The organism is Demequina sp. NBRC 110055 (assembly GCF_002090135.1).
Taxonomy (GTDB): Bacteria; Actinomycetota; Actinomycetes; order Actinomycetales; family Demequinaceae; genus Demequina.
Map to the genome: position 1 here is coordinate 162,625 of NZ_BBRL01000006.1, position 13,010 is coordinate 175,634.

At 69.4% G+C, this 13,010-nt stretch carries 11 protein-coding genes; all 11 read right to left on the reverse strand.

Annotated elements, in window-relative coordinates; all coding sequences use genetic code 11:
* Positions 1-14: 14 nt before the first annotated feature.
* On the reverse strand, positions 15-1,481 hold the full coding sequence (locus B7K24_RS07765) for a glutamate synthase subunit beta (RefSeq protein ID WP_084129768.1): 1,467 nt from the start codon (positions 1,479-1,481) through the stop codon (positions 15-17).
* Positions 1,474-6,012: a glutamate synthase large subunit gene (gene gltB, locus B7K24_RS07770; protein ID WP_084129769.1), complete on the reverse strand. Its 4,539-nt coding sequence runs from the start codon at positions 6,010-6,012 to the stop codon at positions 1,474-1,476. Before gltB ends, B7K24_RS07765 begins: the two co-directional genes overlap by 8 nt.
* Before the next feature lie 117 nt (positions 6,013-6,129).
* Positions 6,130-7,077, reverse strand: coding sequence for a prolipoprotein diacylglyceryl transferase (gene lgt / locus B7K24_RS07775; protein ID WP_084129770.1), 948 nt, complete (start codon positions 7,075-7,077; stop codon positions 6,130-6,132).
* Positions 7,074-7,862 carry a tryptophan synthase subunit alpha gene (gene trpA / locus B7K24_RS07780; protein ID WP_084129771.1) on the reverse strand — a complete coding sequence of 263 codons (789 nt, stop codon included), beginning with the start codon at positions 7,860-7,862 and terminating at the stop codon, positions 7,074-7,076. Before trpA ends, lgt begins: the two co-directional genes overlap by 4 nt.
* Positions 7,859-9,067 carry a tryptophan synthase subunit beta gene (gene trpB / locus B7K24_RS07785; protein WP_084129772.1) on the reverse strand — a complete coding sequence of 403 codons (1,209 nt, stop codon included), beginning with the start codon at positions 9,065-9,067 and terminating at the stop codon, positions 7,859-7,861. Before trpB ends, trpA begins: the two co-directional genes overlap by 4 nt.
* Positions 9,064-9,876, reverse strand: a complete 813-nt coding sequence (gene trpC / locus B7K24_RS07790; protein WP_084129773.1) for an indole-3-glycerol phosphate synthase TrpC — start codon at positions 9,874-9,876, stop codon at positions 9,064-9,066. Before trpC ends, trpB begins: the two co-directional genes overlap by 4 nt.
* Before the next feature lie 70 nt (positions 9,877-9,946).
* The gene (locus B7K24_RS07795; protein WP_084129774.1) at positions 9,947-10,384 is read right to left on the reverse strand and encodes a DUF2752 domain-containing protein; all 438 of its coding nucleotides are present in this window, start codon (positions 10,382-10,384) and stop codon (positions 9,947-9,949) included.
* Positions 10,385-10,394: 10 nt separating this feature from the next.
* Entirely contained in the window at positions 10,395-10,793 is a 399-nt protein-coding gene (locus B7K24_RS07800; RefSeq protein ID WP_084129775.1) for a DUF4190 domain-containing protein, read from the reverse strand.
* Between the two features lie 42 nt (positions 10,794-10,835).
* Positions 10,836-11,072: an HGxxPAAW family protein gene (locus B7K24_RS07805; protein WP_084129776.1), complete on the reverse strand. Its 237-nt coding sequence runs from the start codon at positions 11,070-11,072 to the stop codon at positions 10,836-10,838.
* A 31-nt stretch (positions 11,073-11,103) separates the two neighbouring features.
* Positions 11,104-12,651, reverse strand: coding sequence for an anthranilate synthase component I (locus B7K24_RS07810; protein WP_084129777.1), 1,548 nt, complete (start codon positions 12,649-12,651; stop codon positions 11,104-11,106).
* Positions 12,648-13,010, reverse strand: coding sequence for a phosphoribosyl-AMP cyclohydrolase (gene hisI, locus B7K24_RS07815; RefSeq protein ID WP_084129841.1), 363 nt, complete (start codon positions 13,008-13,010; stop codon positions 12,648-12,650). The genes B7K24_RS07810 and hisI overlap by 4 nt, the downstream gene beginning before the upstream one ends.

The following is a 13,010-nucleotide window of genomic DNA, read 5'->3' on the forward strand; positions in this document are numbered from 1 at the left end:
ACCTCAGTCGTATGTCAGGCGCGGATGGCTACCGTGCGCGCCGTCACAGGTGCCGGCAGCTCGGTGCTGCCGGTCAGGTATTCGTCGATGGCTGCGGCGGCCGCTCGGCCTTCCGCAATGGCCCACACCACGAGGGAGGCGCCGCGTCCTGCGTCGCCTGCGACGAACACGCCGTCGGTCGAGGTGTGGAAGTCGTCCGAGCGCTCGATGCGCCCCCGGTCCGTGACGGCAACGCCGCCCTGAGTGTGCAACTCATCGGTCTCGGGGCCGGTGAAGCCCATCGCGATGAGGACGAGGTCGGCCGGGATCTCCCGCTCCGTCCCCGGGGTGGGGGTGCGGGAGCCGTCCTCGTTGTACTGGGTGACGGCGACCTTGAGCGCGCGCACGTGGCCCGCCTCGTCGCCGACGAACTCGACGGTCGACGCGAGGTACTCGCGCTCGCCGCCCTCCTCGTGGCTCGATGACACCTCGAAGACACGAGGGTCGGTGGGCCACGGCTCGCTTTCGGGCCGCGACAGCGGCGGCTGCTTGCCGATCGCCAAGGTGGTCACCGATGCCGCCCCCTGGCGCAGCGCGGTGCCGATGCAGTCGGAGCCGGTGTCACCGCCACCGATGACGATGACGTGCTTGCCCGCGGCCGTGATCTGGTCTTCGACCTGTGCGCCGGCGACGGCCTCGTTGCCCTGGTGGAGGTACGGCATCGCGAAGTGGATGCCGTCCAGCTCACGCCCGGGCAGGGGAAGTTCGCGGGGCTCGGGGGCTCCCGTGGCGATCAGCACGGAGTCGTAGCGGGCCCGCAGCTCGTCCCACGTGATGTCCTCGCCGATCGTCACGGAGGTGCGGAAGCGGGTGCCCTCCGCCTCCATCTGCTCGATGCGGCGGTCGATGTGCATCTTCTCGAGCTTGAAGTCCGGCACGCCGTAGCGCAGCAGGCCGCCGATCGCGTCGTCCTTCTCGTACACGCGCACCGTGTGACCCGCGCGGGTGAGCTGCTGGGCGGCGGCCAGACCAGCGGGACCCGAGCCGACGACGGCGACCGTCTTGCCGGTCAGGCGCTGCGGGATGAACGGCTTGACGTTGCCGTCCTTGAACGCGTGGTCGATGATCTCGACTTCGATGTTCTTGATCGTGACCGCGGGCTGGTTGATGCCGAGCACACAAGAAGTCTCGCATGGAGCAGGGCAGATCCGCCCGGTGAACTCCGGGAAGTTGTTGGTCGCGTGCAGGCGCTCGATCGCATCCGCCCAGTGGCCCTCGCGCACGAGGTCGTTCCACTCGGGGATGATGTTGCCCAGCGGGCAACCTTGGTGGCAGAACGGGATGCCACAGTCCATGCAGCGCCCGGCCTGACGGCGCAGGGTGGGCTCGTCCTTGCTGAGCTGGTCCTTGACGTCCTTCCAGTCGAGCAAACGCACCTCGACGGGACGGGACTTCGGGAGCTCGCGCTCACGGGTCTTGAGGAATCCGCGCGGGTCAGCCACGGCTCGTCACCTCCAGGAACTCGGCCCATGCGCCCGGCGCGGAGAGGTCCCCTCCGGAGCTCTCGAGCTCCGCGAGGGCCTCGCGCACGCGTGCGTACTGGGCGGGCAGGACGCGCGTGAAGCGGCCCTTGATCTCGTCCCACCGCGCCAGCAGGTCGCGACCGCGCGGGGACTCGGTCTCGTCGACGTGGCGTTCGAGCAGCGTGCGCACGATCACCTCGTCCTCGGGGTCGAGCGGGCTGAGCGTGAGCTCGCCGCTCGCGATGGCCTGGGCGTTGACGCGCTCGGGGCGCAGGTCGAACACGTAGGCGGTACCGCCCGACATGCCCGCTCCCAGGTTGCGGCCGGTGCGACCAAGGATGACCGCGGTGCCTCCCGTCATGTATTCGAGGGCATGGTCACCGACGCCCGCGACGACGGCGGTGGCGCCGGAGTTGCGCACCAAGAAGCGCTCGCCGACCTGGCCGCGCAGGAAGATCTCTCCCGCGGTCGCGCCATAGCCGATGACGTTGCCGGCGATGACGTCCTTCGAGTCGTCCATCATCGACTCGCGCGCGGGACGCACCACGATGCGCCCTCCCGACAGGCCCTTGCCGACGTAGTCGTTGGCGTCGCCCAGCAACCGCAGCGTGATGCCGCGCGGGACGAAGGCGCCGAATGACTGTCCGGCCGAGCCATGGAACGTCACCGCAATGGTGTCGTCCGGCAGGCCTACCGCACGGTAGCGCTTGGTCACCTCATGCCCCAGCATGGTGCCGACGGTGCGGTTCACGTTCGTGATCGGCAGGTCGATCTCGACATTCTCGCCACGCTCGAGCGCGGGCTGCGAGCGAGAGATGAGCTCGTTGTCGAGTGCGTGCTCCAGGCCGTGGTCCTGCGTGGTGGCGCTGGTAATCGCGCGGCCGGGTTCGGGGCGGGCGAGCAAGGGCGCGAGGTCGAGGCCCGCGGCCTTCCAGTGGGAAATCGCCTTGCGCGCGTCGAGTGCCTCGACATGACCCACGGCCTCCGCAATCGACCGGAAGCCCAGCGCCGCGAGGTGCTCGCGCACCTGCTGAGCGATGAACTCGAAGAACGTCACGACGAACTCGGGCTTGCCGCTGAAGCGGCTGCGCAGCTCGGGGTTCTGAGTGGCGACACCCACGGGGCACGTGTCCAGGTGGCATACGCGCATCATGATGCAGCCCTCGACGACGAGCGGCGCGGTCGCGAAGCCGAACTCCTCGGCGCCCAGCAGCGCCGCCACGACCACGTCGCGGCCGGTCTTCATCTGGCCGTCGACCTGGACCACGATGCGGTCGCGCAGGTCGTTGAGCACCAGGGTCTGCTGGGTGTCGGCCAGGCCGATCTCCCACGGCACACCCGCGTGCTTGAGCGAGTTCAGCGGGCTCGCGCCGGTACCGCCGTCCTGGCCCGAGATGAGGACCACGTCCGACTTGCACTTGGCCACTCCGGCAGCGATGGTGCCGACGCCCACTTCCGACACCAGCTTGGTGTGGATGCGCGCCCCGGGGTTCGCGTTCTTTAGGTCGTGGATCAGTTGCTTGAGGTCCTCGATCGAGTAGATGTCGTGGTGCGGCGGCGGGGAGATCAGGCCGACGCCAGGCGTCGAGTGACGGGTGTCGGCGACCCAGGGGTACACCTTGTTGCCCGGCAACTGACCGCCCTCACCGGGCTTGGCGCCCTGGGCGAGCTTGATCTGAATGTCGTCCGCGTTCACGAGGTACTCGGACGTCACGCCGAAACGGCCCGAGGCGACCTGCTTGATGGAACTGCGGCGCTCGGGGTCGTAGAGGCGCTCGGGGCTCTCGCCGCCCTCACCGGTGTTGGAGCGTCCGCCCAGGCGGTTCATGGCGATCGCGAGCGTCTCGTGCGCCTCGGCCGAGATCGAGCCGTACGACATGGCGCCCGTGTTGAAGCGCTTGACGATCTCGCTGACGGGCTCGACCTCGTCGATCGACACGGGCTCACGGCCGGAGTCGAACTCGAGCAGGCCGCGCAGCGTCATGAGCCGCTCGGACTGGTTGTCGACGCGGTCGGTGTACTCGCGGAACACGTCGTACTGACGCGTGCGGGTCGCGTGCTGGAGCTTGAACACCGTCTGCGGGTCGAACAGGTGCTCCTCGCCGTCGCGGCGCCACTGGTACTCGCCGCCGGTGTTAAGGCGCTGGTGGACGGGCAGGTCGCCCGACGCGGGGTACGCGTCGGCGTGGCGCAATGCCACCTCCTTGGCGATGACGTCGAGTCCTGCGCCATCGACCTGGCTGGGGGTGCCCGCGAAGTGGCGGTTCACCAGTTCGCGCGACAATCCGAGGGCCTCGAACACCTGCGCACCGCGGTACGACTGGATGGTCGAGATCCCCATCTTGGACATGATCTTCAGCACACCCTTGCCGAGTGCCTTGATGAAGTTCTTGACCGCCTTGTCTGGGTCGATGTCGCCCAGGTAGCCGCGCTCGACGAGGTCCTCAATGGTCTCCATCGCGAGATACGGGTTCACCGCAGCGCAGCCGTAGCCGACTAGCAGCGCGACGTGGTGCACCTCGCGCACGTCGCCGGCCTCCACGAGCAGCGACACGCGGGTACGGGTGTGGTTGCGCACCAGGTGATGGTGCACCGCACCGGTCAACAGCAGCGAAGGAATCGGCGCGAAGTCCTGGTTGGAGTCGCGGTCGGACAGCACGATGAAGGACACACCCTCGCGGATGGCCTGGTCGACCTCGTCGAAGATGTCCGCGAGGCGCCGCTCGAGGCCTTCGTGCCCGGCGCTGACGCGGTACAGGCCGCGAATCTTGCGCGCCGAGAACACACCCTTGAGACGCGGGTCGGCGTCGATGTGCATGACCTTCGCGAGCTCATCGTTGTCGATGACCGGGAAGTCGAGCATGATCTTGCGCGCGTGCTCGGGCGTCGCGGCCAGCAGGTTCGGCTCGGGGCCGATGGCGCCCGAAATGGCCGTGACGATCTCTTCGCGGATGGCGTCCAGCGGCGGGTTGGTGACCTGCGCGAACATCTGCGTGAAGTAGTCGAAAAGTAGTCGCGGGCGGCTCGAGAGCACGGCGATCGGGGTGTCGGAACCCATCGCGCCCAGGGGCTCGGCACCGTCGCGCGCCATCGGGACGAGCAGCTTCTTGAGCTCCTCCTCCGTGTAGCCGAAGGCCCGCTGGCGACGCTTCACCGAGGCACGGGAGTGCACGATGTGCTCGCGCTCGGGCGCCTCGGACAGGCGCACGGCGTTGTCGCGCACCCACTGCTCGTAGGGGTGCTCCGCGGCGAGGGTCGACTTGATCTCCTCGTCCTCGATGATGCGGCCGGCGGCCGTGTCGACGAGCAGCATGCGGCCGGGCTGCAGGCGACCCTTGCGGACGACCTTGGCGGGGTCGATGTCGAGCAGGCCCGCCTCCGAGCCGGCGACGACAAGGCCGTCGTCCGTCAGCCAGAAGCGTCCGGGACGCAGTCCGTTGCGGTCGAGCGTGGCGCCGATCAGCGTGCCGTCGGTGAAGTGCAGCGCGGCGGGGCCGTCCCACGGCTCCATGAGCGCCGAGTGGTACTCGTAGAAGGCTCGTCGCGCGGGGTCCATCTCGTCGTTGTTCTGCCACGCCTCGGGCATCATCATCAGCACCGAGTGCGGCAACGAACGGCCGCCGAGGTGGAGCAGCTCGAGCACCTCGTCGAACGAGGCGGTGTCAGACGCCGACGGCGAGCACACGGGCATCAACTCGCCGAGCTCGCCCAGGAGGTCCGACTGCAGGGTGCCCTCGCGTGCGGCCATCCAGTTGCGGTTGCCCTGAACCGTGTTGATCTCGCCGTTGTGGGCGATGCCGCGCAGCGGCTGCGCGAGCGGCCACGACGGGAACGTGTTGGTGGAGAAGCGCGAGTGCACCAGCGCCAGCTCGGACGCGAACAGCTCGTGGGTGACGTCGGGGAAAACCTGCTCGAGCTGGTAGGTCGTGAGCATGCCCTTGTAGGTCAGCGTGCGGCTCGACAGCGACGCGAAGAACGGGCCGCCGGAGCGTTCGGCGCGCTTGCGCACCCGGTACACGCGGCGGTCGAGCTCGATCCCCTGCGCGCCATCGGCCGAGACGAACACCTGGCGGAACACCGGCATCGCGGCGCGGGCCGAGGGTCCCAGCGGCTCGGGGTTGACAGGAACGTCGCGCCAGCCGTGGACACGCACGTTCTCGATGGCGGCGGCGTCCTCGAAGGCGCGCACCTCGTCGGCCTCGGTGCCGGGCGTGAGGAAGGCGATGCCGACCGCGTAGCGACCAGCCTCGGGCAGTTCAAAATCCACGACGGAACGCAGGAACACGTCCGGGACCTGCGTCAGGATGCCTGCGCCGTCGCCGGTCTCCGTCTCGGCGCCCACGGCACCGCGGTGTTCGAGGTTCTTCAGCGCCGTGAGCCCCGCATCCACGATGTCGCGGCCGGCCGTGCCACGCAGCGTCGCCACGAAGGCGACACCACACGCATCATGCTCGTACGCGGGGTTATAGAGCCCGAAAGCGGGCTGCGAGGCGCCAAGAAGCGCTGCCATCACACCGTCCTTAACCGCCCACGGGGACACGTGGGCTTTGGGTAGCAGGGGCGCCGTCGGCCCGGTGAACACACGGGTGTTCAGCGTACCGCCTTAAGGCCCGAGGTAAAGAATCGTCTATGAGTTGTTCTGGTCTTCGGGACGATCGTCCGGGGAGTCTGTGCCCTCGGGGGCTGTATCCGCCGGTGCATGCGTCGTCTCGACGGCCGATGCCGTCGTCACCGTGGCGGCGAGTTCGCCGCGCGGGATGTGAACCCCCGAGGCGCGCTGGCGACGCCCAAGGAGCACGAACGCGACGATGGCGAGAAGGAGCACGCCGATCGACACCCACACGTTCACGCGCACTCCGAGGATGTGCACCGCGGTGTCGATGCGGACCGTCTCGATCCACAGGCGGCCCGAGACGTAGACGATCACGTAGAGCCAGAACACTCGACCGCCGCGCAGGTCGCGCTTGCGGTCGAGCCAGATGATGAGAAATGCCCCCGCGAGGTTCCACAGCAGTTCATACAAGAACGTGGGGTGGAACGTCGCGAACTGCTCGTAGCCGTCCGGTCGGAAGGCGGGGTCGATTTCGAGCCCCCACGGCAGGTCGGTCGGACCGCCGAAGAGCTCTTGGTTGAAGTAGTTGCCGAGGCGACCGATCGCCTGGGCGATCAGCACTCCCGGGGCGGCGGCGTCGGCGAAGGCGCTGAAGCTTGCACCGTGGCGACGCGCGCCGATGTAGGCGCCCAGGGCGCCGAGGGCGACGGCGCCCCAGATGCCGAGCCCGCCCTCCCAGATCTTGAAGGCGTCGACGGGGTTGCCGCCCTCACCGAAGTACGGGCCGGGCGTCGAGATGACGTGATAGAGCCGACCACCGATGATGCCGAACGGGATAGCCCACAGGGCGATCTCGCCCACGAGGTCAGGGTCGCCGCCACGCTCGACCCAGCGGCGCGTGGTGAGCCACAGGGCGACGAAGATGCCCGCGACGATGCACAGCGCATAGGTGTGAATGGTGAGCGGGCCGATCGAGAACGACGACCACTCGACCGGTGGCGAGGGTATCGAGGCGGCGATCATGCCTCTCCCCGCACACCGGCGGCGAGCTCTTCGACCTTGACCCGCAACGCCTTGAGGTCGCCCGCATCTCCCATAGCCTTCACGAACGCGGAGCCGACGATGACGCCGTCGGCAAAGCGCGCGACCTCGGCCGCCTGCCGGCCGGTTGAGACTCCCAGGCCCACACACACGCGCTCGGCGCCCGCCTCGCGGGTGCGAGCCACCACGTCGGCGGCCGCGTCGCCCACCGACGCACGCTCCCCCGTCACGCCCATCAGGCTGGTCGCATAGACGAAGCCGCGCGATGCATCGGCCGTCAGTTGCATGCGCTCGCGCGTCGTCGACGGCGCCGTGAGGAAGATGGTGTCGACCTCCGCGGCGCGGGCGGCGGCAATCCATTCCGGGGACGCATCGGGGGTCAGGTCGGGCGTGATCACGCCCGCTCCCCCGGCGGCGACCAGATCAGTCGCGAAGCGTTCCCACCCGCGGCTGAGCATGAGGTTGGCGTACGCCATGATGACGGGCACGGCACCTGCCTGTGCCACGACGCTGACGGCACGGAACGCGTCGTCGACCCGCACGCCCCCCTCGAGCGCGATCGCGGCGGCATGCTGAATGACAGGGCCGTCTAGGACGGGGTCGGAGTAGGGCGGGCCCACCTCGACGATGTCGCAGCCGGCCTCGACGAACACGCGCATGGCCTCGAGCGACGTGTCGACGTCGGGGTAGCCCACCGGCAGGTAGCCGACGAGCGCCGCGCGGCCCTCCGCCTTGCAGGCGTCGATGCGGTCGGTGATGGCGCTCATGCGTCCTCTCCGGGGAACATGTCGAACCAGCGCGCGGCTTGCTCGACGTCCTTATCGCCGCGGCCCGAGAGGGTCACGAGCAGCGTCGCGTCGGGGCCCAGTTCCGTGCCCAGGCGGATGGCGCCGGCGAGGGCATGCGCGGACTCGATCGCGGGCATGATTCCCTCGGTGCGGGTCAGCAGGCGGAACGCGTCCATCGCCTCGGCGTCCGTGACGGGCCAGTACTCGGCACGCCCGATCGAGGACAGCCAGGTGTGCTCGGGGCCGACCCCGGGATAGTCGAGCCCCGCGGAGATCGAGTGCGACGGCTGCGTCTGGCCCTCGTCGTCCTGAAGAATGTATGACATGGAGCCGTGCAGGATGCCAGGGCGGCCGCCGGTGAGCGTCGCGGCGTGGCGGCCGGTCTCCACTCCGTCGCCCGCGGCCTCGCAACCGATGAGCCGCACGTCGGTGTCGTCCAGGTAGGCGTCGAAGGACCCGATCGCGTTGGAGCCGCCGCCCACGCAGGCCAGCACCGCATCGGGCAGCCCGCCCAGGGCGAGCATCTGCTCGCGCGACTCGACGGAGATCACGCGCTGGAAGTCGCGCACCATCGCCGGGAACGGGTGCGGGCCCGCGGCCGTGCCGAACACGTAGTTGGTGGTCTCGACGTTGGCGACCCAGTCGCGGAAGGCCTCGTTGATCGCGTCGCGTAGCGTCCGCGTGCCGGTCGCCACGGGGATCACCTCGGCGCCGAGCAGGCGCATGCGGGCGACGTTCAGCGCCTGGCGCTCCGTGTCCTCCTCGCCCATGTAGATGACGCACTCGAGGTCCATCAGGGCGGCGGCCGTCGCGGTGGCGACGCCGTGCTGGCCCGCTCCCGTTTCCGCGATCACTCGCTTCTTGCCGATGCGCTTGGTCAGCAGCGCCTGGCCCAGGACGTTGTTGATCTTGTGCGAGCCGGAGTGGTTGAGGTCCTCGCGCTTGAGGAACACGCGAGCGCCGCCCGCATGGGCCGCGAAGCGCGGCACCTCGGTGATGATCGAGGGACGACCGGTGTAGTCGCGGGCGAGCCGTTCAAGCTCCTCCGAGAACGCCGGGTCGACGCGCGCCTTGTCGTAGGCGTCGGTGAGCTCGTCGAGCGCCGCCATGAGGGCCTCGGGGACGAAGCGTCCGCCGAACTCGCCGAAGAACGGTCCCGGCGCGGACTGCAGGGAGCCCGTCACGGGCGCACCGCACGCAGGGCCGGGTGGGCGCCGGCCGCGACCATGTCGGCCACCGCCTGGCGGGGGTCCTTGTCCTTGACGAGCGCCTCGCCGACGAGCACTGCATCCGCCCCCATGCGGGCGTACTCGACCACGTCGTGGCCGTCGCGGATGCCGGACTCGGCCACCCGCACGACTCCCGCGGGGATCGTGGGAGCCAGTCGCGCGAACGTGTGACGGTCGACCTCAAGGGTCTTGAGGTTGCGGGCATTGACGCCGATGACGCGCGCGCCGGCGTCGACGGCGCGGCTCACCTCCTCGGCGTCGTGGACCTCCACCAGGGCGGTCATGCCGAGCGAGTGGACGCGCTCCACGAGCCCCTCGAGGGCCATCTGATCCAGCGCCGCGACGATGAGAAGGACGACATCCGCGCCGTGGGCGCGTGCCTCCCACACCTGGTACGGCGTGACGATGAAATCCTTGCGGAGGATGGGGATGTCAACTTTCGCGCGCACCGCGTCGAGGTCGTCGAGCGAGCCGCCAAAGCGGCGCTGCTCGGTGAGGACCGAGATGACCGAGGCTCCCCCAGCCTCGTACTCGGTGGCGAGCAAGGCGGGGTCGGAGATCGACGCGAGGTCACCCTTCGAGGGGCTCGAGCGCTTGACTTCAGCGATCACCGAGACCTCGGCGCTCGCCAGCTTGGCGCGCGCATCGATGGCCTCGGGCTGGCGCGCGGCCCGCTCCTTGAGCTGATCCATGGTGGTGGCACTCTCGCGCACCGCCAGATCCTCGCGCACTCCCGCCACGATGCTATCCAGCACAGTCGTCATCGCTCTCCCCTTGCCATGCGGCCCATCGTACCGGCGCTCACCAGGCCGCCTGACCTCGGCCGGCGCCGCTCTAGGGAGCGAGGAAAGGCTCAAGCGCCGGGATGTTGCGCGCGATCCAGAAGGCGCCGAAGACGACGGGAAGAGCGATGGCCACCCACATGGGGATGCGTGGTCCCGAACGCCCCTGCCAGCCCGCCCTGAGCCACGCCACCAGCAGGGCAATGCCGAGCGGGAGGACCACGAGCACCGCCACCGGGTTGAGGGCGAGCGCCGCCCCCACGTCACCGTGAGCAAGCTCATGAACCGCCCGCAGGCCGCCGCAGCCGGGGCACCAATGCCCCGTCAGCGACAGCCACATGCAGGAGGGAAAGAAACCCTCCTGGTACGGGTTGGCGAGCGCCGTGTAAACGGCCGCCGACGTGACGATGGCCGACGCCGCAAGCGGCGCCGCAAGTCGCCTCCCTGGTGAGGGAGGCGACTGGGCGACCACGGCATCGGCCATCGTCATCGCGGTGAGATCAGTACGAGAAGTCGTTCGTAGCGATACCCGCTACGAATAGGATCGCGTAGAGCACGATGCCCACGACCGACAGGGCCACACCCACCCAGCCGAGGATGTAGCCGACCTTGCCGAGCGTGCCGTTGGTCGCGAGGCCCTGGTCGGCGGCCTCCATCGACTTCTTGCCGACGATGATGGCGGCGATGGCGGAGAAGATTCCGCAGCAGACGAACGTCAGGATGCCGAGCACGAGGGCCCAGACTCCCAGGTTGTTCTTCTCCTCGGACGCTCCGCCGAAACCGCCGGGGGGCGGCGGGGCACCGTAGCCGCCGGGGGGCGGAGGCGTCATCCCACCGTAGGGAGGTTGTCCGCCGTTGTACGGGGGCTGACCGCCGGGGGGCGGAGGGACGTCAGTCATGTGATGCTCCTTCGAATCGGGCGGCGTCCGGTGCGGAGGCCGTCAGCTCAGCGGTTGACCGTGGCCCAACGCGCGTAGCGTCGCACCGGTGGCCAGGGAGACGACGGCGATGGCGACGCCGACCCACACCAGCGCCCACACCGGGAAGGCCAGGCCCAGGCCGATGAACAGCGCGGCGATCACGAGACCGATGTTGGTGGTCCATGCCGCCGTGGTCTTACCGTGGTTCGCGTGGGCGACCTCCGGAAGGTCCTCGGGGGCAATCTCGATGCTCGACATGTATCTCTCCTTGACGTCGTCGCGGGCCAGTCTAGCCAGCGGTGATGGTTCTGAGGCGGGCCGCCATGCCGATGGCACGGACCATGGCTGCGGCCTTGTCCTTGGTCTCTTGGTCCTCGGTCGCGGGCACGGAATCGGCGACGATGCCTGCGCCGGCCTGCACATGCGCCGTGCCGTTCTCGATGAGCGCCGTGCGGATGGCGATGGCCATGTCCATGTTGCCCGCGAAGTCGAAATAGCCCACGGCGCCGCCGTACAGAGCGCGGCGGGCCGGCTCGATCTCGTCGATCAGGGCGATCGCACGCGGCTTGGGCGCGCCCGACAGGGTGCCGGCGGGGAACGTCGCGGTCAGGACGTCGACCGGTCCGTACTGGGGCTCGAGTTCGCCGACCACCGTCGAGCAGATGTGCATGATGTGGCTGTAACGGTTGACCTTCATAAACTCGAGCACCTCGACCGACGTCGGCTCGCAGACCTTGACGAGATCGTTGCGCGCGAGGTCGACGAGCATGACGTGTTCGGCGATCTCCTTGGGATCGGCCAGGAGGTCGGCCTCGAGCTTCGCGTCCTCCTCGACGCTCGCGCCGCGCGGTCGCGAGCCGGCGATCGGAAACGTCGACACCCTGCCGTCCTTGACCGCGGCGAGCGACTCGGGGCTGGCGCCCACCACCGCGAACTCGCGACCCTCGTCGTCGGCGAGGTGGAAGCAGTACATGTACGGCGACGGGTTGAGGGTGCGCAGCACGCGGTACACGTCGAGGGGGCTCGCGGGACACTCCACGTCGAAGCGCTGCGACGGCACCATCTGGAAGACCTCGCCGTCGCGAATCGCCTCCTTGGCAAAGCGCACCGCCTCCTCGTACTCCCCCGGTGCGCTGCGCTGCGTAAGCGCGGGCTCGGGGGCGTCGGGATCCAGCCGCGACACCTCGGTGGTGTCGGCGTCCACGAGCGCACGCTCCATGCGGTCCAGGCGCGCGACGGCGTCGGCATGGGCACGCTCGATGCCCTCGGCGCGTGCGTCCGCGTTCACGGCGTTCGCGATCAACCATACGGAGCCGTCGTGATGGTCCATGGCCGCGATGTCCGTCGCGAGCAGCAGGGTCACGTCCGGCACGTCGATCTCCCGCGGTGCCTTGAACGGCAGCGTAGGCTCCCACTGGCGGATGATGTCCCAGCCCAGGGCCCCGACCAGGCCGCCCGTCAGCGGCGGGAGACCCGGGATCGGCTCGGACTGGAGTTCCTTCAGCGCGAGGCGGATGGTCTCGAGGGGCGCACCGTCAGTCAGGCCCACCGGCACGTCGCCCGCCCACCGGGCATCGTCGCCCTGAATGGTGAGCGTCGCCCGCGAGTCGGCGCCCACGAACGAGAAGCGGCCCCGGGTGCCATCGGGCTCGGCCGACTCGAGGATGAAGGTGCCCGGGCGCTCCTGGCCCAGCGCGCGGTACACGGCGACGGGGGTGAGGCCGTCGGCGAGCACGCGGCGCACCACGGGCACCACACGGCGCGTGGCGCCCAGTTCGACAAACCGCTCCAGCGAGGGCCAGGTCTCGCCCCAGGAGGGACGCACAGTCTCGCTCACGCGGAGGCTCCCTCGACGGTGACCGGAAGCTGGCCGCCCTCAATGAAGCAGGTGCGCTCGCCCGTGTGGCATGCGGCACCGTGCTGGGTCACCGTCAGAAGCAGCGCGTCGCCGTCGCAGTCGATCGCGACGGCGTGCACATCCTGGTGGTGGCCGGACGTGTCGCCCTTGCGCCACAGCTCCTGACGTGAACGGCTCCAGTACACCGCGCGCCCCGTCGTGAGGGTCTGGTGCAGGGCCTCGTCATTCATCCACGCGACCATGAGCACGTCGCGGCTATCGCGATCCTGCGCGACAGCGCACACGAGGCCATCGGCGTTGCGCTTGAGGCGGGCGGCGATGCTGGCGTCCAAAGGCAT